This window comes from Actinoplanes sp. 13 (assembly GCF_056134165.1).
In genome coordinates this window covers 268,068-291,495 of record NZ_JBVYOQ010000003.1, presented here as the reverse complement: position 1 = coordinate 291,495, position 23,428 = coordinate 268,068, and the positions used below count along the sequence as shown (strand labels likewise).

Here is a 23,428-nt window from a genome sequence, read left to right as displayed (position 1 = left end):
CAACGTTGCATGCCGTAGCCGAATGGTCACTTTAGGGTCATGATCCTCTTGGTCCACAAGGCATCTTGAATTACGTTGGGGGAGCCGGGCCGACCGCAGACCAGAGGAGTGTGATGACGCCTGATCTGCCACCGCGCGTCGAAGGTGATCTGCGGTCCCTCCTGGACGAACACGCCTGGCTGCACCAGCTGGTGGACATGCTCGGCTCCCCGCTCAACCTCGTGCTCCCCGACCAGCTGGCCCGCAACGTCGCCGCCTTCCGCGAGGTCTACCGGGCGCACCACCTCAGCGGCGGCATCTATTTCGCCCACAAGGCGAACCGGTCGCACGCCCTGGTCCGCAGCCTGGCCGCCACCGACGCCGGCATCGATGTGGCATCGCTGGGCGAGCTGCAGCACGCGCTCGGCGCCGGGTTCACCGCTGACCGGATCATGGCCACCGGTCCGAAGAGCCGCGAGTTCCTCTGGCTGGCCGCACGCACCGGCGTGATCGTCAACGCCGACTCCGTCACGGAGCTGGGCGACCTGGCCGGGATCGTCGCGGCGCACGGCCTGCCCGCTGTCCGGGTGATGGCCCGCCTGTCCGGCTTCACCTCCACCGGCACCAACGTGATGACCCGCGCCAGCCGTTTCGGCATCCCGGCGCACGACCTCGGTCCACTGTGGCAGACCCTGGACAAGTACCGCGACCGGCTGGACCTCCTCGGCGTCGCCTATCACCTGGACACCGTCGGGCTGCCGGAGAAGGCGACCGCGCTCGAGGGCTGCCTGCTGGCCATGGAACAGGCCCACGAGCACGGCTTCCGTCCCCGCGCGATCGACGCCGGCGGCGGCTTCGGCGTCAACTACCTGGCCGACTCCCGGCAGTGGGAGGCCTGGACGACCGAGCTGACCGGCGCGGTGCTCGGCCGGCGGGCGCCGCTGACCTGGAACGACCATGGGTACGGGCTGCGCAACGAGGGCGGCACGGTGCGCGGGACGCTGAGCGTCTATCCGGCGCACCGCAGTGTCGCCGGTCCGGCCTATCTGGACCGGCTGCTCACGACCGAGTCCGCCGCGCAGCGCCGCCCGCTCGGCACGCTGCTGCTGGACAGCCTCTACGACCTGCACGTGGAGCCCGGCCGGGCGTTGCTCGACCAGTGCGGCGCCGTGGTCGTGCGGGTCGAGGAGGTGCGCGACGATCTGGTCCGGGTCGGCGCCAACGGCGGTGACGTCGCGCTGGAGCAGCACGGCGTGCTGATGGACCCGCTGCTGGTGCCGCGCGGTGCGCCCGGGCCCGCCGAGCCCACCGGCGTCTACCTGGCCGGCAACCTCTGCCTGGAGGCCGACATGCTGACCCGGCGCCGGGTGCGGCTGCCGCACCGGCCGCGCCCCGGCGATCTGCTGGTGTTCGCGAACACGGCCGGCTATCTCATGGACTTCAGCGCCGGCGACGCGCTGATGCAGCCCACCGCGCGCACGGTCGCGGCCTACTCCGGTGGTGGCGGCTGGCGGTGGCGTCTGGACGAGCAGTACTGGCCCGTCACGGGCCGGGAGGAGACCGGGTGAGGTACGACAGCGTCACCGACGTCATCGGCAACACGCCACTGGTGCGCATCGACGCGGCTGTGCACGGCCTTCGCAACATCGACCTGTACGCGAAGATGGAGCTGTTCAACCCGTTCGGCTCGGTGAAGGACCGGGCGTCCTGGAACATGATCCGGCATCGCCTCGACGGCGCCGCCGATCGCGGCGAGACCGTGGTCGAGCTCTCCAGCGGCAACACCGCCAAGGCCCTCGCCCTGATCGCCGGCATGCACGGCCTGCCGTTCCGCAGCGTCACGAACCGGATGAAGGTGCCCGAGATCAAGGACCTTCTGCTGCTGCTCGGCGCACAGATCGACGAGTTGCCCGGTCAGTCGGAATGCCTCGACCCCAGCGACACCGACGACCCGCTCACCCGGATGTACCGGACCGTGTCGGCGGCCGGCGGCGGGTACCTGCACACCGACCAGTACTTCAACGACCTCAACGTCGAGGCCCACGTGCACGGCACCGGACCCGAGATCATCGCCGATCTGGACGGCCGCGCGCCCGATTACTTCATCGCCTGTGTCGGGACGGCGGGCTCGTCCACCGGCGTGGCCCGGGTGCTGCGCGAGCACAACCCGGACGTCACCGTGGTCGGCCTGGTCGCCGAGAAGTCCGACTTCATCCCCGGCATCCGCGACATCGACGAGGTGCACGAGGTCGGGCTCTTCGACCCGGGCGTCTACGACACCATCGAGGCGGTCAGCTCCGACGAGGCCATCGACGGGCTGCTCACGCTGGTGCGCCGCTGCGGGACGCTGGCCGGGCCGACCGGCGGCGGCGCCTATCAGGGCGCGGTGCGCCACCTGCGCCGGATCGACGCGGGGCTCACCGAGCGGCGGACGGCCGTGTTCATCGTCTGCGACCGGGTCGAGAGTTACCTGAGCTACCTGCGCGAGCGCCGGCCCGCGCTGTTCCAGCAGCCGGACCGGGCCCACTCGGTGCGCACCCTCACCGAGGACGACCTCGCCGCCGCGCCGACCATCGGGGTGGCCGACGCGCAGGAGTGGATCGACAAGGAGAACCCGGTCGTGATCGACCTGCGCAGCCCGTTCGCCTACCGCGCTTTGCACATCGACGGCTCGGTCAACATCGTCGACGACCTGTTCGGCGAGATGCTGCACGGCGGCCTGCCGTTCGGCCGCAGCCGCCCGGTGCTGCTGGTGTGCCCGGTGGGGCAGAAGTCGGCGCGGTACGCCGCTCTGCTCACCCGGATGGGCCACCCCGACACCCGGTCCCTGGAAGGCGGCGTGATCGCCTGGCGCGACGCCGGCGCGGAACTGGTACGGGACTGACGTGGCCGTCGGCTACCACCACGGCCCGGCCTTCCCGGACGAGTTGCGCACCTGGCAGGCCGGGTTGCGGGCGCAGTTCCCGATCATCGCCGGCAACCCGGGCCAGGCGTACCTCGACAGCGCCGCGACCGCGCAGAAGCCGCAGCCCGTCCTCGACGCGGTCATGGAATACCTCACCACCGGCAACGCCAACGCGGGCCGCGGTACCTACCCGTGGGCCAACCGGACCACCGAGCGGATCCGCGACACCGAGCAGCGGGTGCGCCGGTTCCTCGGCGACCCCGAGCCGGACCGCTCCGGCGTGCATTTCGTCAGCGGCGCCACCGAAGGGCTGCGGCTGGTCGCCCGGGACTGGCTGACCGGCCACCTGCGGGACGGCGACGAGATCATCGTGCCGTTCGCCGACCATTCAGCGAACACGCTGCCCTGGCAGGAGGCGGTGGACACGCTGGCCCGGCAGGGCGTCGCGGTGCGGGTGCGCCCGATGCCCTACGACCCGGCCCGCGACTACGACCACCGGGCGCTGGCCGCGATGGTCACCGAGCGGACCCGGTTCATCGCCACCACCCACGTGCACCACGTCTACGGCGGCGACATGAACGTCGGCCGGATCCGCGCCGCCGCTCCCGGCGCCGTCATCTGCCTGGACGCCGCGCAGGCCGTCGGGCACCTGCCGGTGTCGGTGGCCGGCCTGGACGTCGACTTCGTGGTCTTCTCCGGGCACAAGGCGATGGCGCTGCCGGGCACCGGCGTGGTCTGGGCCGCCAACCGGCGCGGCGCCCGCTTCGCCCCCGGCGGGTGGAGCGGCACCCCGAACACCAGCGGCATCGTGGGCCTGGCCGCGGCGCTCGACTGGCTGGACGCGGCCGGGGTGGACCGGATCGCCCGGTGGACGGTCGCGCTCGGCGCCCGGCTGACCGACGCCCTGCACCGCCTGCCCGCGTATGAGGTGCTCGGCTGTCAGCGCAGCCTGGCCGCCGACTCGCCGGTGCAGCAGCGGCACGGCATCGTGACCTTCCGCCATCGCCGGATCGGCTCCAACGACCTGGGCTTCATCCTGGCGGCGGAGGGATTCCTGGTCCGGGCCGACGGCCACTGCCAGGCAGGGGAGGGCGAGAAGACCTCGTCGGTACGGGTGAGCACGCACGTCTACACGACGGTCGAGGAGATCGACCGCCTGGTGGATCTGTTGACCGCCCTGGCCGCCGAATGACAACTTACTGAAAACGACATCCGTTACAGTAGGCGGCGTTGATCGTCCGCTCACCCGTACCGAGGTTGTCGATGGTTCCCGTGGTCCCGCTTCTCGACGCGGCGGTCGTCGGCCGGTGGCGTACCGCCTGGGACGAGGTCATGGCCGGTTTCCTGCCCGGTGCGCCGAGCTGTGAGGCGGCGATGCTGGCCGTCGCCGAGGCCGTCTGCGGCGGGGCGCCCGGACGGGTGCTCGATCTCGGCGGCGGCCCCGGCGTCTTCACCGAACGGATGGCCCGGCGCTGGCCGGGCGCCGCGGTGGGCCTGGCCGATCTCGACCCGGTCCTGCTCGCGCTCGCCGCCGCGGGCGCCGGCGGGCGGATCGACCTGTACCGGGCCGATCTGGAGGCGTCCTGGCCGCAGACGGTTGCTCCCGGCGGCCCCTACGACCTGGTGACCACGGTGATGACCATCCACTATCTGGTTCCGGAGCAGGCCCGCGCCCTCTACCGCTCCGCACGGTCGGTCCTGCGCCCCGGTGGCCTGCTGCTCGTCGCCGACCTGATGCCCGAACCCGGCCTGGGCGCCGTCATGGAGCGCCTGCACCCGGCGGCGGACGAGGCCGCGGCCGGCATGGCATGGACCCGGTGGTGGCAGGCCGTACGCGCGGAGAAGTCGTTGCGGCCGCTGGTGCGGGAACGGCAGGCGATCTTCGGTGACCGGGTCCCCGCCGAGTTCGCCCCGCCGGTGGACTGGCACCGCGACGCGGCCCGCGACGCCGGGTTCGCCGAGGCCGGCGTCGTGTGGCGGTGGGGCGCCCACGCGGCGATCGCCGCGATCGCCTGACCACCGCCGGTGACGGCTGATCACATCGTCACTACTGCATAATTGCGGGATCGCCGCGCCGCCCGCGTGGCCCACCCGCGACGGAGCCCCGCACCGTGAACACCACGCCGAACGCCACCCGCAGCACCCGCCAGCGAGCGGAGGTCGTGGCGTTGCTGCGCGAGGTGGACGGCGCCCGCAGCGCCCAGCAGCTGTACCTGATGCTCCGCGAGCGCGGCGCCAAGGTGGGACTGACCACGGTGTACCGAACCCTGCAGATGCTGGTCGACGGCGGCGACGCGGACACCACCCGGCTCCCCGGCGGCGAACAGCTGTTCCGCCTGTGCAGCCGCACCCATCACCACCACCTGGTGTGCCGCGGCTGCGGCAAGACCGTCGAGGTGGCCGGCCCGGCCGTCGAGCGCTGGGCCGACGAGGTCGCCGCCGAACACGGCTTCACCGACGTCGGCCACACCCTGGAGATCTTCGGCGACTGCCGCGCCTGCGCCGCCTGATCAGCCTGGGCCTCAGCTCGCGTGGCTCACGATCAGCGTCCGCAGTACGTCCGATCCGGCGCACGCCGGGTCGGCGGTGGTCACCTGGCCCACGACCGTGACCCGGTCACCGGCGGTCAGTTTCTCCGCGATCGTGCCGGCCAGTCCCCATCGCCGGGCGCCGACCCGCAGCGTGGTGCAGTCCCCGGTCCGCTCGACGACACCGGTCACCGTGCGCTCGCCGTGCGGCAGCCCGCCCGGCAGCTCGCCCGGCCCGGGCGGGTCGCCGGGGCGGGGCTGCGTGGTACCCGGCGGATTCTTCGGCGGCGTGGTGCCCGGCGGCATCGCCGGAGTGGTTCCCACCGGCTCCTCCGGTGTGGTGGCCTCGGTCCGCGGTGGTGTGCCCGGTGTGCCGCCTGTGCTCGGCGGCGGCGCGGCCGGCGGGACCGTGGACCCGGCGCTGCCGGCCGGAGCGGCCGGCGTCCGGTCGGGATCCCCGGACCCGCAGCCGGCCAGCGGAGCCAGCACACCCCCGGCGAACAGCAGGATCATCAGATAACGCATGGCCCTCGCACCTTCCATCGCCTTTGGACGTGACCGGCGGCCGCGCGGCTCCCGGTTCTCACCCACCGGTGAAACGACCGTAACGCCGCAGCAGTCGCCACTGCACCGCCACGGCGGCCACCGTCAGCAGGAGCATGACCAGCGTGGCCGCGGCGGCGTAGCCGTACCGCAGGTATTCGAACGCGGTGCGGTAGGCGAACAACGGGACATAGGTGGTGGCGTACGGCGGCGGCCCGCCGTCGGTCACCACCAGCGCCGGCACGAACGAGAACTGCAGGCTGCCGATGGCGTCGCGGACCAGCAGCAGCCCCAGCACCGGGGCGATCAGCGGCAGCGTGATCCGGCGCACCACGTCCCAGGCGGTGGCGTCCTCCAGCGCGGCCAGCTCATAGACGTCGCGCGGCAGCGCCCGCCGCGCGGCGAGCAGGATCACGAACGTCTCGCCGATCGTGAACAGGCTCATCAGGATGATGCCGGCGCGGGCGTCGACCGGGTCGGTCAGCCACTGCGGCGGGGTGCGACCAAAAACGGTCAGGCCGTTCTGCCCGCCGACGCGCAGCACCTGGCTGATCGGCCCGTACAGCGGGTTGAGCAGCCACAGCCAGAGCAGGCCGTACGCGATCTCGGGGACCGCGGTGGGCAGCACCGCGGCGGTGCGGGCGGTGCCGGCGACCGGGCCGCGGCGGTGCAGCAGCAGCGCCAGGCCGAGCGCGATCAGCAGCCGCAGCGGCACCGCGATCGCGCCGAACACCAGCGAGTTGACCAGCGCGGTCCGGAAGATCGGGTCCTCGGTCAGCGCGGTGAAGTTGGCGCCGCCGATCCACTCGGGCGGCCGGATCAGGTCGTAGTCGGTGAACGCCAGCGCGAGCGTCACCAGGAACGGCAGCAGCACCAGCCCGGCCAGCCCGAGCAGGTACGGCGCGAGCATCAGGGTGAGCCCGTGGTGGCCCCGGTCGCGGGTCACGCGGCGTTCACCCGCCGGCCGGCGTCGTCGAACAGGTGCACGCCGGCCCAGCCGACGGAGACGCGGACCGGGTCGCCGACGGCCGGGCGGTCCGCCGCCGGCACCCGGGCGACGATCAACGGCAGGCCTTCGGCGATGCGGGTGTACGCGTGAGCGTCCTCCCCGACCACGTCGATGCGTTCGATCGTTCCGGCCGTGCCCCCGGCCCCGTGCCGGTCCGCCCCGGGCATGCCGCCGGCTCCGTGCCGGTCCGCCTCGGGCGTACCGCCGGCTTCCAGCCGGACCGCCTCCGGCCGGAAGCCGATCCGGTGTCCCGGCGCCGGAGCCGCCGGCCCGCCGTCAGGCCGGATCGGACCGTCCGCGGGCAGCACGTTCATCGCCGGGGAACCCACGAATCGGGCCACGAAGAGCGTCGCCGGGGTGCGCCAGATCTCGTCCGGGGTGCCGAGCTGTTCGAGGCGGCCGTCGCGCAGCACCGCGATCCGGTCGGCGAGCACCAGGGCCTCGGTCTGGTCGTGGGTGACGTGCACGGTGGTGACCCCGAGCCGCGCGTGCAGCGCCTTGAGCTCGCCGCGCGTCTCGGTGCGCAGTTCCAGGTCAAGGTTGGACAGCGGCTCGTCGAGCAGGAACAGCTCCGGTTCGCGGACCAGGGCCCGGGCCAGCGCGACCCGTTGCCGTTCGCCACCGGACAGCTGGCCGGGCCGCCGGTCCAGCAGGTGCGCGCAGCCGACCATGCCGGCCGCCGCGGCGGCCCGCTGCCGGGCCACCGTGCGGGACACGTCGCGCACCTCCAGACCGAAGCTGATGTTGTCCAGCGCGGTGAGGTGCGGGAACAGCGCGTACGACTGGAACACCATGGACACGTCGCGCAGCCCGGGGCGCAGACCGGTGACGTCGCGGTCGCCGATCAGCACCCGTCCGCCGGTGGCCGGGTGCAGGCCGGCGACCACGCGCAGCAGCGTGCTCTTGCCCGCGCCGGACGGTCCGAGCACGACGAGCAACTCGCCGCGGGCCACCTCCAGGTCCAGGTCGTGCAGCACCGGCGCCTGCCGGTACGCGGCCGAGACATTGATCAGACGTAGTCCAGCGGTCATCAATTGATCATCGCGGATACTCCCCGCGGGCGAACAGGGGCCGGGTCTGTTCGTCGAGTTGGCGGATCACGTCGTCCAGACGGTCGCCGCGGTACATCGCGTTCTCCAGGATGCCGCCGGTGACGTCCTCGATCTCCGGCCAGGTGGAGACCGTGGGCAGCGCGCGCACCGTGGGGATGGCGTCGAGGAAGACCTTCGCGCTGCGCGGCGGCTGGGCGGGGCCGAGGAAGGCGGTGCTGGTGGAGACCTCGATGTGCGACGGCACGGTACGCCCGGTGGCCGCGATGGTCCGCTGGCCGTCCGCGCTGATCGCGTACTCCAGGAAGTTCCACGCGGCCTGCTTGTTCCGGCCGCCACGGGTCATGCAGTAGGCGTCGGAGTGCAGGATGCCGACCGGCTCGCGATAGACCGGCAGCGGCGCGACGTCCCACTCGAAACCGGTGATCGACCGGAACGTGGTGGTGGAGCGCCGTGACGACAGCAGCATCGCCAGCCGCCCGTTGCTGAACCGCGACTCGTCGTCCTCAGCCTCCACCTCCTCGTCGGTCGGCACCACCCCGTACGCCAGGCGCAGGTCGACGAGGTTCTTCAGGGCCTCGCGGGCGGCCGGGTTGTCGAGGGTGAGCCGGGTGGGCCGGGCCGGGTCGTCGACGATGTCGCCGCCGTTGGACCAGACGAACGGCGCGAGCCGGATCACCGACGGCTCGATGCCCAGCCCGTGCACGGCCGGCCGCCGGGCTGCGCCCTCGCTCTCGGTCGCCCGGATGACGCCGCCCTGCGCGTCACGGGTCATCGAGGTCGCGGTGGTGAGCAAGTCGTTCCAGGTCCAGCCGGGCTTCGGCAGGGCGACGCCGTGCTTCTCGAACAGGGTCCGGTTGTAATAGACGGCGAGGCTGGAGACGTTCTGCGGAAGGCACAGCTGGCGGCCCTGCCACTTGAAGGCGTCCATCGCCACCGGGTAGTAATCGGCCTCCTCGACGGTGCCGGAGGCGGCGATGCGGTCGTCGAGCGGCTCGATCGCGTCCTTGACGGCGAACTGGCCGTAGAACCGGTAGTTCATCAGGAACACGTCCGGCGGCTCACCGCCGGCGATGGACGTGGCCAGCCGGGCGATCAGGTCCTCCCGGTCGCTGGCCTCGACCAGCTGCACCTGCCGGTCCGGATGGGCTTTGCCGTACGCGTCGACGAGTGTCCGGTACGCCGCCAGCTCCTCCGGCGCGCCGAACACGAGCAGGCGCACCGGCGCCGTGGCCTCCTGGTCGCTGCCGGGGCTGGAACAGGCGCCGGCCAGCAGCGCGCACACCAGCAGCGCGGCCACGTGTCGCAGTCTGGTCAAGGATGCCGTCCCGTCGGGTCGTCGGAATGCAGGAACCAGCGCTGGGCCAGCACGAACACGATCACCGGGGGTGCTGTGGCGACCACCGCGCCGGCCAGGAAGACCGGGAAGTTGGTGGGGTCGAGCACCGACAGCGACCGCAGGGCGAGCGGCAGCGTGAACAGGTCGCGGTCGTAGACGTAGACCAGCGGGTCGAGGAAGTTCGACCAGGTGAGGATGAAGCTCAGCGCGGTCAGCCCGGCGGTCACCGGGCGGACCACCGGCAGCGCGAACCGCCACCAGGTCTGCATCGGCGTCAGGTCGGCGAGCCGGCATGTGTCGTACAGGTCGGCCGGCAGGGCCCGGAACGCCAGGTAGTAGATCAGCACGTACAGCGGGGAGGCGCCGAGCAGGGCCGGCGCGAGCAGCGGGACCAGCGTGTCGGTCAGCCCCAGCGACCGGAAGATCACGAAGCGGGGGAGCAGCAGCGCGGTGGCCGGCACCATCAGCGCGAGCAGGGACGCCGCGACCACCACCGCGGTGACCCGCCGCGACACCCGGGCCAGGGCGAAACCGGCCCACGAGGCGACGAGCACGCTCAACGGCACGGCCAGCACCGCGACGGCCAGCGAGTTGAGCGTCGCCCGGGCCAGCCCTCCCAGCGCGAACGCCTGCTCGTATCCCACGCCGGACACCGGATCGGGGACGAGCTGCGGCGTCGGTGGCGGCGGCTGCCCCGGCTCGGTCAGCGACCCGGACACCAGCAGCAGCAACGGGGGCACGAACACGAGCACCACGAAGACCGCGCCGAGGGAGCGCCACAGCCGGGCGGCACGAGACGGAAGAGGTGAGGGGCCGTGCCGCCGGCCCCTCACCACCGTGGTGGAACGCACTACCGCTTCAGCCCCAGCTTCCAAGCGCTCAGGCCGTGCGAAGCGGCGTACAGAATGCGCTTACCCGGCACCACTGTGAGGCCGGTGACCTCGACGTTCGGCATCCCGGCCGCGGCGCGCACCCAGGCGCTCGTGCCGCTGGGCAGGCGCAGCACGCCGAAGTCGGTGGCCGCGTACAGATCGCCGGTCACGTCGTCGCGCACCAGGTCGGTCAACGGCTGGTCACCCAGGTTGTACGACCGGTCGGCCCAGGTGGACGCCCCGTCGGCGGCGACCGTCACCTCGAACGCGTGACCCGGGGTGGCCGGCGTGTTCGAGTTGAAGCCGCTGTAGGAGATCCAGGCCCGGTCCAGGTTCTTCGGGTCGGGGTAGATGCTGCTGACGAAACGGTTGGGCAGCTGCCGGTCGTCGTCGATGCGGGTCCACTGCACCGCCGAGGCCGGTTCGGCGTCGACGTTGCGGGACACGAACACCCGCCCGGTGGTGGTCGCCGCCCACGCGGTCGACGTGTCTCCGGGGTTGCGCTCGATCGCCGCCATCGCGCCGCCGGCCTTGTCACCCCAGATGGCGTCGGTCAGCGCGGTCGCGCCGAGCTGCTCCCAGTCGCCGCACTGCTCCTCGAACGTGCCGGTCCAGGTGTTGCAGATCCGGTTCGCCTCCTCGATGCTGCGGTCACCGAGGCCGAAGGTCTTCGTCCGGTACGCGCTGAGCCCGGTGCCGGCGAACATCGTGCCGCTCACCTTCGGGTCGCTGATCACCGGGGCGTAGAACTGGGTGTTCGGCTGCGCGTCGATCGGCTCACCGACGTAGATCCAGTCGCCGGTGTCGCCGTTGTCGAAGTTCACCTCGATCTGGACGCCGGTGTAGGTGTGGAAGCGGAACTCGGGGCGGGCCACGTCGAAGCCGGACTGGCCGCCGTCGCCGATGATGGTGTTCAGCCAGCGGCGCTTCTGACCCTTGTTCTCCCAGGTGCCGTTGTCCTGGGTGCCGCCCTGCAGCAGGTTCGCGTCGTGCGGGCTGACCGACAGGCTCATGAACTGCAGCGTGGACAGGCCCTCGTTGACGTCCTCCAGTTTCGACGGGATCCGCGAGAGCATCTGCCGGCACCGCACCAGCTGCGGCGCGGTCAGCGCCCGCTCCGGGGCGTCGCACCACTGGGAGCGGTCGACGAACTTCCCGCTGGAGCGCATCACGCCGCCGTCGTTGGCCTCGAAGAACTGGAACGGGTTGCGCGGGTTGACGACGATGTCGTGCTGGTCCGGGTGCAGGCCGTTGGGGTGCAGCTCGTCGGTGCCGTCGAACGTCATGTCCGTGCCGCTCACGCCGGCGTCGGTGGAGAGCACCACGGCCCGTTTGTTGGCGATCGTCTCGCCGTACACGTACGACCCGCCGGTGTAGACCACGTCGGGGTGGCCGTCCGGGGTGTGCACGAACATGTCGTACCAGCACTGCGCGCCGCACTGGTTGTAGGTCGCGTAGCCCGGGTCGGCCACGTTCGGGCTGGTCAGGTCGGCGAAGGCGGGGGCGCCGGCGGCGACGTCGTCACTGCGGAACAGCCGCGAGTACGGGGTGCCGATGTTGCCCTCGTAGACGTACATCCGGGTCTTGCCGTTCGGCAGCCGGGTCACGTCGAACGACGCCCGGGTCTGGAAGACGGTCGGCGCCAGCGACGGCTTGATCTGCGTCCAGGTGGTCCCGGCGTCCGGTGAGCGCCAGATGCCACGGGCGTACGACGAGGCGTACACGATGTCGCTGTTGCCGGGGTCCAGCTCGATGTGCCGCACACCGCGCGGTGAGCAGGTGGAGGAGTTCGCCCACTCCTCGGCGCTGCCGGTGCACTGCGCCGGGTCGGCCGAGCCGTTGTGCACGAACTTCCAGCTGCGGCCGGAGTCGGTCGACTTGTAGAGGCCCCACTTGGCGGCGTCCGGCACCGGGCGGGTGATGCCGCTGCAGCAGACGCTGGACATGCCGCGCAGTGCGGTGGTGGTCGCCACGTACAGCGTCTTGCGGTCGCCGGGCTTGACGATGATCTCGCCGATGCCCTTGCCGCTCAGCTCCTTCTTGCCCAGCGGTCCCTGCCAGGTGAGCCCGCCGTTGGTGGACCGGTAGAGCCCCACCCCGGCGACGCAGCCGGAGGCGCAGATGTTGGCCTCGCCGGTGCCGACGTAGATGGTCAGGCCGGTCGGGTCGTTGCGGTCGATGGTGACCGCACCGGCCGCGTTGATGCCGAGCGGGCCGCCCAGATAGATCCACTTCGGTTTCGCGGCCAGGATGTCCAGGGTGGCCCAGACGCCGCCGCCGGCCGGGGTGATGTAGGCGCGGCAGAAGCCGGGCAGGCAGCGGTGGCTGATCGCGATCGAGGTGGTCCGGCCGCCGGCCACGTATTCGTTCGGCACGTAGTTGTAGGCGTTGCGGAACTCGGTGAACGGGTAGAGCGCCTCGCTGGGCCCGATGTTCGACCAGCGGCCCTGCTGGCTGCGGCCGCTCGGCACGGCCCGGCCGTCCGCCGCGGCGAACGCCGACCGGGACCGGTCCACCTGGGCGACCGAGATGGTCTCCGCAGGGAACGCCCGCTCGTCGAACTCGCCCTGGCCGAGCGCGCCCGGCGTGTCCAGCACACCGCCGTTGGGCGCGGCCTGCCGCATGCGGGCCAGGTGGGCGCCCATGGCGCCGGGCATCTCGCCGCTGCTGGTGGCCGCGGCCCGTGCCGCCGGGACCGGCGTCCCGGCCAGATGGAGCCCGGCCACGCCGGTGGTGGCCACCAGGGTTCCGATCAGTGCTCCGATGAAGATCTGCCGACGTCGTCGGGTCACGAGATCATCGCCCCTTCCGTTGCCACCGCCACAGTGCGGGGGCGTCCTGTCGGAGGATTCCAGATCTAGAGATGGATGCCAATGTCTCTGCCGGGTTGGTCCGCTTCCGTCGCTTGCCGCAGGCGGTGCCGCAGGTCACAGCTCGAACACATGATCATGCGAAGTGCCAGGTCTGCTGCTAGCTTAGGCCAGCCTTACCTAATGAAGTGGAGCTTGTCGATATGCGTGCATCCCGGTTCCTGGCCGGCATAGTCGCCGCCACCACCGCCCTGGCGCTCACCGCCTGTGGTGGCTCGTCCGACACCGACGACACCCCGGCCACCTCGGGCAGCGCCACCGCGTCGTTCCCGGTCACCATCACCCACTTCTTCGGGACCACCACGATCGAGAAGAAGCCGGAGCGGGTGGCCACCGTCAACTGGGCCAACCACGAGGTGCCCCTCGCGCTCGGCGTCGTCCCGGTCGGCTACGCCAAGGCCAACTTCGGCGACGAGGACGGCGACGGCCTGCTGCCCTGGGACGCCGCGAAGCTCAAGGAACTGGGCGCGCCGACCCCGGTGCTGTTCGACGAGACCGACGGCATCGACTTCGAGGGCGTGGCGAACACCAAGCCGGACGTCATCCTGGCCGCCTACTCCGGCCTGACCAAGCAGGACTACGACAAGCTCAGCGAGATCGCTCCGGTGGTCGCGTACCCGCAGGCGCCGTGGGCCACCGCCTGGCGCGACAGCATCAAGCTGGAGAGCCGGGCCCTCGGCCTGGCCGCCGAGGGCGACAAGCTGATCGCCGACACCGAGAAGCAGATGACCGAGGCGGTCGCCAAGCACCCGAAGCTCGCCGGCAGGTCGGCGATGTTCCTGACCCACGTCGACCCGAGCGACCTCAGCAAGATCAGCTTCTACACCACCCACGACACCCGGGTGCAGTTCTTCACCGACCTCGGGCTCAAGCAGCCGGAGAGCATCGCGAAGGCGTCCGCCGCCACCGACCAGTTCAGCCTCACCCAGAGCGCCGAGCAGGTGCAGAACCTCAGCGACGTGGACATCATCGTGACCTACGGCGACGCCGAGGGCACCCTGCTCGGCACCCTGCAGAAGGACCCGCTGCTGTCCAAGATCCCGGCCGTCGCGCGCGGCTCGGTCGTGTCGCTGCCCGGCAGCACCCCGGTGGCCACCGCCGCCAACCCCACCCCGCTCGCCATCCCGTTCGTGCTCAACGACTACGTCGAGCTGCTCGCCAAGGCCGCCGACAAGCTCTGATGACGCACGTCGAGACCACCGCCGGGCCGGACGTCGCCGCGCTGCGACGCCCGGCCCGGCTCCGCGCGGCCTGGCTGCTGGTCGTCCTCGCCGCCCTGTTCCTGATCATGGTGGCGTCGGTCGCCGTCGGCTCCCGCATCGTCGGCTGGCCCGACATCACCGCGGCCCTCGGCGGCGCCGACGACACCCTCAACCAGGCCGCCGTCGTCAAACGGATCCCGCGGACCGCGCTGGCGGTGGTCGTCGGCCTGGCGCTCGGCCTGTCCGGCGCCGTCATGCAGGGCGTCACCCGCAACCCGCTCGCCGACCCCGGCATCCTCGGCATCAACATGGGCGCCACCCTGGCCATCGCCATCGGCATGACCACGTTCGGGCTGGCCACCGCCACCTCGTACATCTGGGCCGCGATCGCCGGCGCCGCGCTCGCCGCGGTCTTCGTCTACGTCGTCGGGTCGCTCGGCCGCGGCGGCGCCACCCCGCTGAAACTCGCCCTGGCCGGCGCGGCCACCTCCGCCGCCCTGGTCTCGCTGGTCACCGCGGTGGTGCTGCCGCGCGGCGACATCGCCGACAACTTCCAGTCCTGGCGGGTCGGCGGCGTCGGCGGCGCCGGCTGGGACAGCATCCGGCACGTCCTGCCGTTCCTGATCGCCGGCACGGCCATCTGCCTGCTCGCCGCGAAACCGCTGAACTCCCTGGCGCTCGGCGACGACCTGGCCGCCGGCCTCGGTGAGAACGTCGCGCTGGTCCGCGGCACGGCTGCCCTGGGCGCTGTCGTGCTGTGCGGCGCGGCCACCGCCGTCGCCGGGCCGATCGCCTTCGTCGGGCTGATCGTCCCGCACCTCTGCCGGCTGCTGGTCGGCCTCGACCACCGTTGGCTACTGCCGTTCTCGGCCCTCACCGGGGCGGTACTGGTCACCGCCTCCGACGTGATCGGGCGGGTGGTCAACCGGCCCGACGAGATCGAGGTCGGCATCATCACCGCGCTGATCGGCGCGCCGTTCTTCATCTACGTCGTCCGCCGGCAGAAAGTGCGCGAACTGTGAGCACCACGACCCTCGAGGCCGTCACCCACGGCCGGGTCCGGCGCACCCTGCGGCGGCGGACCGTGCTGCTGGTCATCGCCGCGCTGATCGTGGCGGCCTTCGCAGTCTCGCTCATGGTGGGGCAGACCTTCTACCGCCCCGGCGAGGTGCTGCGGGTGATCCTCGGCGAGACGGTGCCCGGCGCCTCCTTCACGGTCGGCCGGCTACGCCTGCCACGGGCGGTGCTGGCCCTGCTCACCGGCCTCTGCTTCGGCATCGGCGGCGTCACCTTCCAGACCATGCTCCGCAACCCGCTGGCCAGCCCGGACATCATCGGCATCAGCTCCGGCGCGGGAGCCGCCGCCGCCTTCGCCATCATCGTGCTCGGCCTCGGCGAGACCGGCGTCTCGGTGTTCGCCATCGTCGCCGGCCTCGGCGTGGCGATCATCATCTATGTGCTGTCCTTCAAGGACGGGGTGGCCGGTACCCGGCTCGTCCTGATCGGCATCGGCATCTCGGCGATGCTCTACAGCGCCACGTCCTACGTGCTGGACCGCGGCGACCAGTGGGACATCCAGGCGGCGCTGCGCTGGCTCAACGGCAGCCTCAACGGCTCCGACTGGGGTGAGGTCGTGCCGGTCCTTCTCGCCATGGTCGTGCTCGGCCCGCTGCTGCTGAGCCAGTCCCGGAACCTGTCGATGCTCCAGCTCGGCGACGACACCGCGGCCGCCCTGGGCATCCGGCTGGAACGTACCCGGATCCTGGTGATCGTCGCCGCCGTCGGCCTGATCGCCTTCGCCACCGCGGCCACCGGCCCGATCGCGTTCGTCGCGTTCCTGTCCGGCCCGATCGCGGCCCGGCTGTTCGGCCCCGGCGGCTCCCTGCTGATCCCGTCGGCGCTGGTCGGCGCGCTGCTGGTGCTGGTCGCCGACTTCGCCGGGCAGTTCGCCTTCGACACCCGGTACCCGGTCGGCGTGATCACCGGCGTCCTCGGCGCCCCGTACCTCATCTATCTGCTGGTCCGCACCAACCGCGCGGGAGGCTCCCTGTGACCACCACCCATTCCCTCGCCGTCGAACAGCTGACCGTCGGGTACGGCGACCGCGTCGTCATCGAGTCGCTCGACCTGCTGGTGCCGCCCGGCCGGATCACCGCGATCGTCGGCGCCAACGCCTGCGGCAAGTCCACCCTGCTGCGGTCCATGTCGCGGCTGCTCGCCCCGCGCACCGGGCACGTGCTGCTGGACGGCCGGCAGGTGCACCGGATGCCGGCCAAGGAGCTGGCCCGCACCCTCGGCCTGCTGCCGCAGTCGCCGATCGCCCCGGAGGGCATCACCGTCGCCGACCTGGTGGGCCGGGGCCGGCACCCGCACCAGCGGCTGCTCCAGCGGTGGAGCCGCGAGGACGACCGGGCCGTGGCGGCCGCGCTGGACGCCACCCACACCGCCGACCTCGCCGAACGCTCCGTCGACGAGCTGTCCGGCGGCCAGCGGCAGCGGGTCTGGATCGCGATGGCCCTCGCCCAGCAGACCGACCTGCTGCTGCTGGACGAGCCCACCACGTTCCTCGACGTCAGCCACCAGGTCGAGGTGCTGGACCTGCTCACCGACCTGAACCGGGACCGCGGCACCACGATCGTGATGGTGCTGCACGACCTCAACATGGCGGCCCGGTACGCCGACCACCTGATCGCCCTGGCCGACGGCGGGCTGCACGCGGCCGGCGACCCGGCGGCGGTGCTGACCGAGGAGGCGGTGCGGGCGGTGTTCGGCCTGGACAGCCAGGTGATCATCGACCCGGTCTCGGGCAAGCCGCTGATGCTGCCGATCGGGCGGCACCACGTCCGCGCCGACGTGGCACAGTGAGCGGCTGAGGCCGCCGGCCCGAGCGCCTACGGTGGTGCGATGAGCCCGGACCGCACCGACCGCCTCCGCACGCTGGCTCTCGCCGGCTCGTGCGCCGCGTTCATCACCACCCCGACGCTGGGAGCCCTGCTCGGTGAGGGCGAGCAGACCGGGAGGTACGACATGGTCATCACGCCACCGGATTACGCCTTCGCGGTGTGGGGGCCGATCTTCGCCGGCTGCGCGGTGTCGGCACTCGGCCAGTGCCTGCCGGGCGGCCGTGGCGACCCGATGAGCCGGCTGGTCGGCTGGCCGCTGGCCGGGGCCTATGCCGTGAACACGGCCTGGTCGGTCGCGGCCCGACGGAACCAGTTCGGGCTGACGCCGTACCTGCTGCCGGTGGCCACCGCCCTTGCCGCAACGGCGCACGCCAGGTTGCAGCGGGTCCCCCCGGCGACCGGGCTCGTGGCGGCCACCCCGGCCGCCACCGGCCTCCTGCTCGGCTGGACGGCCCTGGCGAGCACGGTCAACATCGCGGCCGGCGCGGTCGCCGCCGGGGCGGACAGCACCGCACCGCGCACGGTGGCCGCCTGCACGGCCGGGCTGCTGACCGCGTCCGCGGCGGTGGCCGGCACGGTCGCCGTGAGCCGTCGCGGCGGGACCGCACTCGCCCTCGCCTCCGGTTGGGACTGCTGACCACCGCGCTGACGGCCGGCCGGCCCCGCGGCGTCCGGCTGGCCGCCGCAGCCGGAACGGCCGCGATCGCCCTGGCTCTGGCGCGCGGGCCGGGACCAGCTTCCTGACCACGGTCGTCAGCGCGAGGGTGGGGCGGTGCTCTCGCGTACGATCAACTGGGTCTCGATCTCCCGTCGCGAAGCGTCGGCGATCTCCCCGTCGGCCATCCGCAGGATGGTCCGGGCCGCCAGACGGCCCATCTCCCGCAGCGGCTGGCGCACCGTCGTCAACGGGGGCGACATCCACCGCGACGCCGGCAGGTCGTCGAAACCGGCCACGCTGAGCTGCTCCGGGATCGCGATGCCGCGCTGCCGGGCCGCCCGGTAGACGCCGGCGGCCATGTTGTCGCTCTGCGCGAAGATCGCGGTCGGCGGGTGCGCGCGGTCCAGCAGCCGCTCGGCCGCGACCAGCCCGGAGTCGAACTCGAAGTCGCCGCACTCGATCAGCGCCGGGTCGGCGTGCAGGCCGGCGTCGCGCATCGCCTCCTCGAACCCCGCCAGCCGCGCCGAGGTGCACTCCAGACGGCCGGTGCCCGCGACCAGGCCGATCCGGCGGTGACCGAGCAGGATCAGATGCTCGGTGAGCTCCCGCGCCCCGGAGCGGTTGGCCGCGATGATCGCGGGCTGCCCGGAACGGAACCCGACGTCCGGGTCCAGCGCCAGCACCGGCACGCTCAGGCTCTCCAGGGCCGCGCCGAGCGGATGCCCACCGCTGCCGGCGGCCAGGATGGCGCCGTCGCTGCGGCCCGCGCGCACCAGCCGCACCATCTGCTCGGCCCGGATGCCCGGACGGTTCAGCGTGGTGACGACGACACCGACGCCGGCCTCGCCCGCGACCTGCTCGATGCCGATCAGGTGCTCGCTCTCCCAGGCGCAGTCGAATCCCGGGAAGACCACGTCGATCAGGCCGGTGGAGGAGGGGCGCCGCGTCGAGCGCACCCGGTAGTCGTGCTCCCGCAGCATGCGCTCGACCCGGTCACGGGTGTCCGGGGCGATCCCGCCGCGGCCGTTGAGCACCCGCGACACCGTCGGCACCGAGACGCCGGCGGCCCGCGCGATGGCGGCCATGGTCACCTTCTTGCCGGTCACTCTCTCATCCGTCATCGATGTCCCCGTTCCATCGGCAATGACGGATAAGTGTCGCATCACCGGGCCGCGCGGATGTGCTCCACGATCGCGCGGCGGCCGGCCCTCGCCTCCGGCACCGGCAGCAGCGGATAGACGTGCAACGCGCCGGGCTCCTCGTGATAGGTCACCTCGGCGGTGGCCGGGAGCCGGTCACGCAGGGTGCGGCAGTCGGCGAGAGTGATGTCGCGGGTGCCGACCAGGATCTGCAACGGCGGCAGGTGGTCCAGGTCGCCGTGGATCGGGCTCAGCCGCGGATCGTCCAGGGCCAGACCCCCGGCCCAGGCGGCGGCCAGCGGGCGCAGACCGGGACGGGCGAGCCAGGGATCGTACGGTTCGATGGCGTCGATGCCCGGGTTGGACATGGTCAGATCGAGCCACGGCGCGAGCAGGGTCAACCCGGTGACACCGCTGGGCACCGCCTGCGCCGCGAGCAGCGCCAGGCCGCCGCCGGCCGAGTCGCCGGCGAGGTAACACGGCCGGCCGAGGATGCCGATCAGCTCGGTGACCAGGTCGAGGGCCTCCAAGCCGTGGTGGTGCGGGGAGAGTCCGTAGATCGGCACGTACACGTCGCAGCCCGTCTTCGCGGCGATGTGGGCGACCAGCGACCAGTGCTGGGAGACGATCTCGCTGGTGTAGGCGCCGCCGTGCAGATATACGACCGTCCGGTCCGCACGCTTCGAACCGGCGACCCGGTAGACGCCGAAGCCCCGGACGGTGTCCCGGGTGACGTCGAAACGCCGGGTCAGCCGGGCCGGGGGAGCCGACGGGCCCTTGGCACGGGCCAGCGTGCGCAGCCCGGCCGCCTCGGTGGCGAACCTGCGCCGGTAGGCCAGACGGGTGAACACCGCGACGCCCCGCATCTGCCAACTCGACATCGCGCCAGGCTACCCGCCGTGCATCCGGTCGCCGCGCGGTAGACCGAATCCTCGCTCTGAACCCGGGACGTCGAGGCGAAGATCCTCCCGCTGCTGGGCTTCATGCCTCCCTCCGCCCGCGTTCAGGACCGGCGCAGCGGGTCGATGACGTGATGAAGCGAGCGCCCCGTAGCACGTCGGGCTGGGAAGCGCATCGTCGATGCGTGCGGAATTCACGGCTGGACCGGTGATTCTCACGCTTGAGTCCTGACGACTGCTACTAGGAGTGACCCTCGGCGGCCGACAGGATGGTGGCAGAGCCGATGAGGGGGCGAGCGACCATGATCGATGCGGGCGACAGGCAGGGGACATTCCCTGAGCCGTACGAGCAGCCGGCCCCGACCGGGTTCTGCCTGCTGCCGGCGATGGCGCATCCCGGCCGCAGGCGCGGGCCGGTCGACGTCGCGTCGCCGCAGCGTCTTCGCGGCGCGGGACAGCCCGCCGAGCTCGGGAGGGCGGCGTCGTGATCGAGCAGTACGAGGTCTACTGCCTCACCGACCGGCACTTCTACGAGCGGCTCGACCGCAGCCAGGCGCAGCACCCCGACTTCGAGGTCTGCGCGCGGCCGCTGCCCACCGGCTGGGAGCACCAGGACACCGACACCTGGATGCACTACGCGCCGGCCGGCGAGGCGGTGCGGCCCCAGGGCTGGAAGGTGCACGTCTCGGCGCGCATCGACGACGCCGAGCGGGCCCTGGCCGTCGTCTGGGACTACTGCACGGCACACCGGATCCCGTTCAAGTTCCTGCGCAGCCGTCCGGTCATGGTCATGTTCAACGCCAAGTCGGCCTTCCGCGGGTCCAGCGGCAAACTGGTCACCATCTACCCGCCGGACGAGAGCCGGCTGGAATCGATCGTCCGGGAGCTCGACGAGCTGCTCGCCGGGGTGCAGGGCCCGTACATCCTCAGTGACCTGCGGTACGGCGCGGGCCCGGTGTTCGTCCGGTACGGCGCTTTCACCGAGCGGCACTGCCTCGGTGACAACGGCGAGCGGGTCCTGGCGATCGAGGGCCCGGACGGCGACCTGGTCCCGGACGTCCGCGGCGCCACGTTCGCGCTGCCGCCGTGGGTGCCGCTGCCCGCGTTCCTCGAACCGCATCTGGCCGCCCGCAACGCGGTCACCACCGAGGGCCTGCCGTACCGGATCGGGAGCGTGCTGCAGTTCTCCAACAGCGGCGGCGTCTATCTCGGCCGGGACCTGCGCACCGATCAGCAGGTCGTGCTGAAGGAGGCCCGACCGTTCGCCGGGCTGGACGTGGCGGACCGGGACGCGATCGCCCGGCTGGCTCATGAGCGCGACATCCTGCGGCAGCTCGCCGGGCTGGACGTGGTGCCGAAGCTGGTGGACTACTTCACGCTCGGCGATCACCAGTTCCTGGTCCAGGAGTTCATCGACGGCAACCCGCTGCAGCGGCTGATGGTGCAGCGGTACCCGCTCACCCGGGCCGACTGCTCACCCGAGTCGATCGCCGCGTACACCCGCTGGGCGCTGGAGATGATCGACCGGGTGGCCGAGGCGGTCCGGCTGCTGCACGGGCGTGGCGTGGTCTTCGGCGACCTGCATCCGGACAACATCCTGGTCACCGCCGAGGGCCGGGTGGTGCTGATCGATTTCGAGGTGTCCACCCTCGCGGCCGACGCGTCCCGGTCGGCACTCGCCCACCCGGGTTACGGCGCCCCGCGCGACCGGCAGGGCGTCCAGATCGACGAGTACGCCCTGGCCTGCCTGCATCTGGGACTGTTCGCACCGCAGACGACCATCATGCTGCCGGTGCACCGGGCCAAGGCCGCGCATCTGGCCGAGCTCGTCGCCGGCACCTTCCCGCTGCCGGCCGGCGTCCTGGACCGGGCGGTGCGGACCATCATCGGGTCCTCCGGCGAGGAGCCCGGCGCGCCGCTCGCCGGCCTGCCGATGCCCACGGCCGATCCCGGTGCCTGGCCCGCGCTGCGGGACGCGATGCGGCGCGCCATCCTGGTCACCGCCACCCCGAGCCGCGACGACCGGCTCTTCCCGGGCGACATCGCCCAGTTCGAGCCGGGCGGTGGCATCAACCTGGCGTACGGCGCGGCCGGTGTGCTGCACACGCTGGCCGCGGTGGGTGCCGGTACCGTCCCCGACCACGAGGACTGGCTGCGCAAACGGGCGCTGGATCCGCCGCCGGGCACCGGTGCGGGCTTCTACGACGGCCTGCACGGTGTGGCCTACGTCCTGCGGGCCCTCGGTCATCATCAGGACGCGCTGGACGCGCTGGACATCTGTCTGCGCGGCAACTGGCAGACCCTGGGGCAGGACCTCTTCTCCGGGCTGGCCGGAACGGCGCTCAACCTGTTGCACTTCGGTGCCGCCACCGGCGACCGGACCTTCACCGACCATGGCCTGCGGATGGCGGACCTGTGTGCCGACCGGCTCGGCCGGGTGGAGGACGTCCCCGACGTCAGCGGCGGCACCCACCCGCGCGCCGGGCTGTTCTACGGCTCGGCCGGCTCGGCCCTGCTGTTCCTGCGGGCTCATGAGACCACCGGCGATCCGGCGTTCCTCGACCGGGCGGCTGTCGCCCTGCGCCAGGACCTGCGCCGCTGTGTGCCCGGTGAGGACGGCTCGCTGCAGGTCAACCAGGGTTGGCGCACTCTGCCCTACCTGGACGAGGGCTCGATCGGGATCGCGCTGGTGCTCGAGCGGTACCTGCGTCACCGGCCGGACGACGAGCTCGCGTCCGCGCTGCGTTCGGCCCGCCTGGTCACCCACTCCCGATATTTCGTGCAGAGCGGCCTGTTCACCGGGCGCGCCGGCATCATCGCCGCCCTCGGGACGGGTCTGCGCCCTGAGGAGAGCACCGCCGGGATCGCGGAGCAGGTCGAACGGCTGAACCTGCACGCCCTGCCGTACGGCGGCGGCCTGGCCTTCCCCGGCAACCAGCTGATGCGCCTCTCCATGGACTTCGGAACCGGGACGGCCGGAGTCCTCTTCGCACTCGGAACCGTGCTGCACGACCGGCCGGTCTCCCTTCCCTTCCTCGAGCCGTCCGGCGGCCCGGCAGACAGCGGCCCGCAAGTCGCAGCCGCGGCCACCCCGGACCGGCTCACCCCGACCAGCGACGAAAGGAGGTGAATACGAACATGGCACTTCTCGACCTGCAGGGTCTGGATGCTCCCACCGGCGGCGGTGGGGGTGGCGGCGGCAGCACCCTCACGGTGCTGACCTGCGGCTCGGTCAAGCCGAGCAACCTCAGCGTGGCGGCCTGTCACTAGAACCACCCGCTGGTTTCCCATCCACTGATCCAGGCACCACCTACGACAAGGACGTGACGCAATGGCACTTCTCGACCTGCAGGGACTCGAAGCCCCCACCGGCGGCGGTGGCGGCGGTGGCGGCAGCACCCTCACGGTGCTGACCTGCGGCTCGGTCAAGCCGAGCAACCTGAGCGTCGCCGCCTGCCACTGACCGGCGGCTGAGGCTTCGCCACGTCGGGATCGCACCGCGGTGTCGGTGGTGCGCAACCCGTCGTCGCAGT

The 23,428-nt window shown here is 72.1% G+C and carries 21 protein-coding genes; 13 read left to right on the top strand and 8 right to left on the bottom strand.

Translation table 11 applies throughout. The features are described from left to right. The first annotated feature begins 113 nt into the window (after nt 1-113). The 5 genes from AC0NH5_RS09050 to AC0NH5_RS09030 all read left to right on the top strand — a co-directional run bounded on the left by AC0NH5_RS09050 (nt 114) and on the right by AC0NH5_RS09030 (nt 5,394). Nucleotides 114-1,547, top strand: a complete 1,434-nt coding sequence (locus tag AC0NH5_RS09050; protein WP_474401839.1) for a type III PLP-dependent enzyme domain-containing protein — start codon at nt 114-116, stop codon at nt 1,545-1,547. Then, nucleotides 1,544-2,863, top strand: a complete 1,320-nt coding sequence (locus tag AC0NH5_RS09045) for a pyridoxal-phosphate dependent enzyme (protein ID WP_474401837.1) — start codon at nt 1,544-1,546, stop codon at nt 2,861-2,863. Before AC0NH5_RS09050 ends, AC0NH5_RS09045 begins: the two co-directional genes overlap by 4 nt. 1 nt (nt 2,864) lies before the next feature. Beyond that, entirely contained in the window at nt 2,865-4,076 is a 1,212-nt protein-coding gene (locus AC0NH5_RS09040; protein WP_474401835.1) for an aminotransferase class V-fold PLP-dependent enzyme, read from the top strand. 71 nt (nt 4,077-4,147) lie between these two features. Next, nucleotides 4,148-4,900 (top strand): class I SAM-dependent methyltransferase, encoded by a 753-nt coding sequence (locus AC0NH5_RS09035; RefSeq protein WP_474401833.1) that lies wholly within the window; start codon nt 4,148-4,150, stop codon nt 4,898-4,900. Between the two features lie 95 nt (nt 4,901-4,995). Beyond that, nucleotides 4,996-5,394, top strand: a complete 399-nt coding sequence (locus AC0NH5_RS09030) for a Fur family transcriptional regulator (RefSeq protein WP_474401831.1) — start codon at nt 4,996-4,998, stop codon at nt 5,392-5,394. 12 nt (nt 5,395-5,406) lie between these two features. Here the strand turns inward: AC0NH5_RS09030 and AC0NH5_RS09025 are convergent, their stop codons facing one another. The 6 genes from AC0NH5_RS09025 to AC0NH5_RS09000 are packed head-to-tail and all read right to left on the bottom strand — an operon-like array spanning nt 5,407 to nt 13,016. Further along, complete coding sequence (locus AC0NH5_RS09025) at nt 5,407-5,937, bottom strand: hypothetical protein (RefSeq protein ID WP_474401829.1); 531 nt, start codon at nt 5,935-5,937, stop codon at nt 5,407-5,409. 58 nt (nt 5,938-5,995) lie between these two features. After that, on the bottom strand, nt 5,996-6,865 hold the full coding sequence (locus AC0NH5_RS09020; RefSeq protein WP_474402382.1) for a carbohydrate ABC transporter permease: 870 nt from the start codon (nt 6,863-6,865) through the stop codon (nt 5,996-5,998). A gap of 32 nt (nt 6,866-6,897) precedes the next feature. Then, on the bottom strand, nt 6,898-7,998 hold the full coding sequence (locus tag AC0NH5_RS09015) for an ABC transporter ATP-binding protein (RefSeq protein ID WP_474401827.1): 1,101 nt from the start codon (nt 7,996-7,998) through the stop codon (nt 6,898-6,900). 4 nt (nt 7,999-8,002) lie between these two features. Continuing rightward, on the bottom strand, nt 8,003-9,331 hold the full coding sequence (locus AC0NH5_RS09010) for an ABC transporter substrate-binding protein (protein ID WP_474401825.1): 1,329 nt from the start codon (nt 9,329-9,331) through the stop codon (nt 8,003-8,005). Further along, nucleotides 9,328-10,185: a carbohydrate ABC transporter permease gene (locus AC0NH5_RS09005; protein WP_474402380.1), complete on the bottom strand. Its 858-nt coding sequence runs from the start codon at nt 10,183-10,185 to the stop codon at nt 9,328-9,330. The genes AC0NH5_RS09010 and AC0NH5_RS09005 overlap by 4 nt, the downstream gene beginning before the upstream one ends. 17 nt (nt 10,186-10,202) lie before the next feature. Beyond that, a complete protein-coding gene (locus tag AC0NH5_RS09000; protein WP_474401823.1) occupies nt 10,203-13,016 on the bottom strand; it encodes a WD40/YVTN/BNR-like repeat-containing protein in 2,814 nt (937 codons plus the stop codon). A gap of 221 nt (nt 13,017-13,237) precedes the next feature. On the opposite strand from AC0NH5_RS09000, the gene AC0NH5_RS08995 reads away from it, so the two are divergent. From AC0NH5_RS08995 to AC0NH5_RS08975, 5 genes are read left to right on the top strand one after another with little or no spacing between them, the layout of a single operon-like run. Beyond that, a complete protein-coding gene (locus AC0NH5_RS08995) occupies nt 13,238-14,275 on the top strand; it encodes an iron-siderophore ABC transporter substrate-binding protein (RefSeq protein WP_474401821.1) in 1,038 nt (345 codons plus the stop codon). After that, nucleotides 14,275-15,318 (top strand): FecCD family ABC transporter permease, encoded by a 1,044-nt coding sequence (locus AC0NH5_RS08990; protein WP_474401819.1) that lies wholly within the window; start codon nt 14,275-14,277, stop codon nt 15,316-15,318. Before AC0NH5_RS08995 ends, AC0NH5_RS08990 begins: the two co-directional genes overlap by 1 nt. Further along, nucleotides 15,315-16,349 (top strand): FecCD family ABC transporter permease, encoded by a 1,035-nt coding sequence (locus AC0NH5_RS08985; RefSeq protein ID WP_474401817.1) that lies wholly within the window; start codon nt 15,315-15,317, stop codon nt 16,347-16,349. Before AC0NH5_RS08990 ends, AC0NH5_RS08985 begins: the two co-directional genes overlap by 4 nt. Continuing rightward, complete coding sequence (locus AC0NH5_RS08980) at nt 16,346-17,161, top strand: ABC transporter ATP-binding protein (RefSeq protein ID WP_474401815.1); 816 nt, start codon at nt 16,346-16,348, stop codon at nt 17,159-17,161. The genes AC0NH5_RS08985 and AC0NH5_RS08980 overlap by 4 nt, the downstream gene beginning before the upstream one ends. A gap of 39 nt (nt 17,162-17,200) precedes the next feature. Further along, nucleotides 17,201-17,836 carry a hypothetical protein gene (locus AC0NH5_RS08975; protein ID WP_474401813.1) on the top strand — a complete coding sequence of 212 codons (636 nt, stop codon included), beginning with the start codon at nt 17,201-17,203 and terminating at the stop codon, nt 17,834-17,836. 116 nt (nt 17,837-17,952) lie between these two features. Here AC0NH5_RS08975 and AC0NH5_RS08970 read toward each other — a convergent pair whose 3' ends face one another. Further along, complete coding sequence (locus AC0NH5_RS08970; protein ID WP_474401811.1) at nt 17,953-18,978, bottom strand: LacI family DNA-binding transcriptional regulator; 1,026 nt, start codon at nt 18,976-18,978, stop codon at nt 17,953-17,955. A gap of 41 nt (nt 18,979-19,019) precedes the next feature. Next, complete coding sequence (locus tag AC0NH5_RS08965; protein ID WP_474401809.1) at nt 19,020-19,877, bottom strand: alpha/beta hydrolase; 858 nt, start codon at nt 19,875-19,877, stop codon at nt 19,020-19,022. 502 nt (nt 19,878-20,379) lie between these two features. Between AC0NH5_RS08965 and lanKC the strand changes: the two genes are divergently transcribed. The 3 genes from lanKC (at nt 20,380) to AC0NH5_RS08950 (ending at nt 23,358) form a co-directional block, all read left to right on the top strand. Continuing rightward, complete coding sequence (gene lanKC, locus AC0NH5_RS08960; RefSeq protein ID WP_474401807.1) at nt 20,380-23,025, top strand: class III lanthionine synthetase LanKC; 2,646 nt, start codon at nt 20,380-20,382, stop codon at nt 23,023-23,025. Between the two features lie 8 nt (nt 23,026-23,033). Beyond that, complete coding sequence (locus tag AC0NH5_RS08955) at nt 23,034-23,165, top strand: SapB/AmfS family lanthipeptide (protein WP_474401806.1); 132 nt, start codon at nt 23,034-23,036, stop codon at nt 23,163-23,165. 61 nt (nt 23,166-23,226) lie between these two features. Next, on the top strand, nt 23,227-23,358 hold the full coding sequence (locus AC0NH5_RS08950) for a SapB/AmfS family lanthipeptide (protein ID WP_474401803.1): 132 nt from the start codon (nt 23,227-23,229) through the stop codon (nt 23,356-23,358). The last annotated feature ends 70 nt before the right edge of the window (nt 23,359-23,428 follow it).

What these genes read in the sequence shown, in the direction of transcription:
- AC0NH5_RS09050 (WP_474401839.1), top strand. Translation starts at nt 114, where the DNA reads ATGACGCCTGATCTGCCACCGCGCGTCGAAGGTGATCTGCGGTCCCTC.
- AC0NH5_RS09035 (WP_474401833.1), top strand. Translation starts at nt 4,148, where the DNA reads ATGGTTCCCGTGGTCCCGCTTCTCGACGCGGCGGTCGTCGGCCGGTGG.
- AC0NH5_RS09025 (WP_474401829.1), bottom strand. Translation starts at nt 5,937, where the DNA reads ATGCGTTATCTGATGATCCTGCTGTTCGCCGGGGGTGTGCTGGCTCCG.
- AC0NH5_RS09020 (WP_474402382.1), bottom strand. Translation starts at nt 6,865, where the DNA reads ATGCTCGCGCCGTACCTGCTCGGGCTGGCCGGGCTGGTGCTGCTGCCG.
- AC0NH5_RS08995 (WP_474401821.1), top strand. Translation starts at nt 13,238, where the DNA reads ATGCGTGCATCCCGGTTCCTGGCCGGCATAGTCGCCGCCACCACCGCC.
- AC0NH5_RS08990 (WP_474401819.1), top strand. Translation starts at nt 14,275, where the DNA reads ATGACGCACGTCGAGACCACCGCCGGGCCGGACGTCGCCGCGCTGCGA.
- AC0NH5_RS08975 (WP_474401813.1), top strand. Translation starts at nt 17,201, where the DNA reads ATGAGCCCGGACCGCACCGACCGCCTCCGCACGCTGGCTCTCGCCGGC.
- AC0NH5_RS08970 (WP_474401811.1), bottom strand. Translation starts at nt 18,978, where the DNA reads ATGACGGATGAGAGAGTGACCGGCAAGAAGGTGACCATGGCCGCCATC.
- AC0NH5_RS08965 (WP_474401809.1), bottom strand. Translation starts at nt 19,877, where the DNA reads ATGTCGAGTTGGCAGATGCGGGGCGTCGCGGTGTTCACCCGTCTGGCC.
- AC0NH5_RS08955 (WP_474401806.1), top strand. Translation starts at nt 23,034, where the DNA reads ATGGCACTTCTCGACCTGCAGGGTCTGGATGCTCCCACCGGCGGCGGT.
- AC0NH5_RS08950 (WP_474401803.1), top strand. Translation starts at nt 23,227, where the DNA reads ATGGCACTTCTCGACCTGCAGGGACTCGAAGCCCCCACCGGCGGCGGT.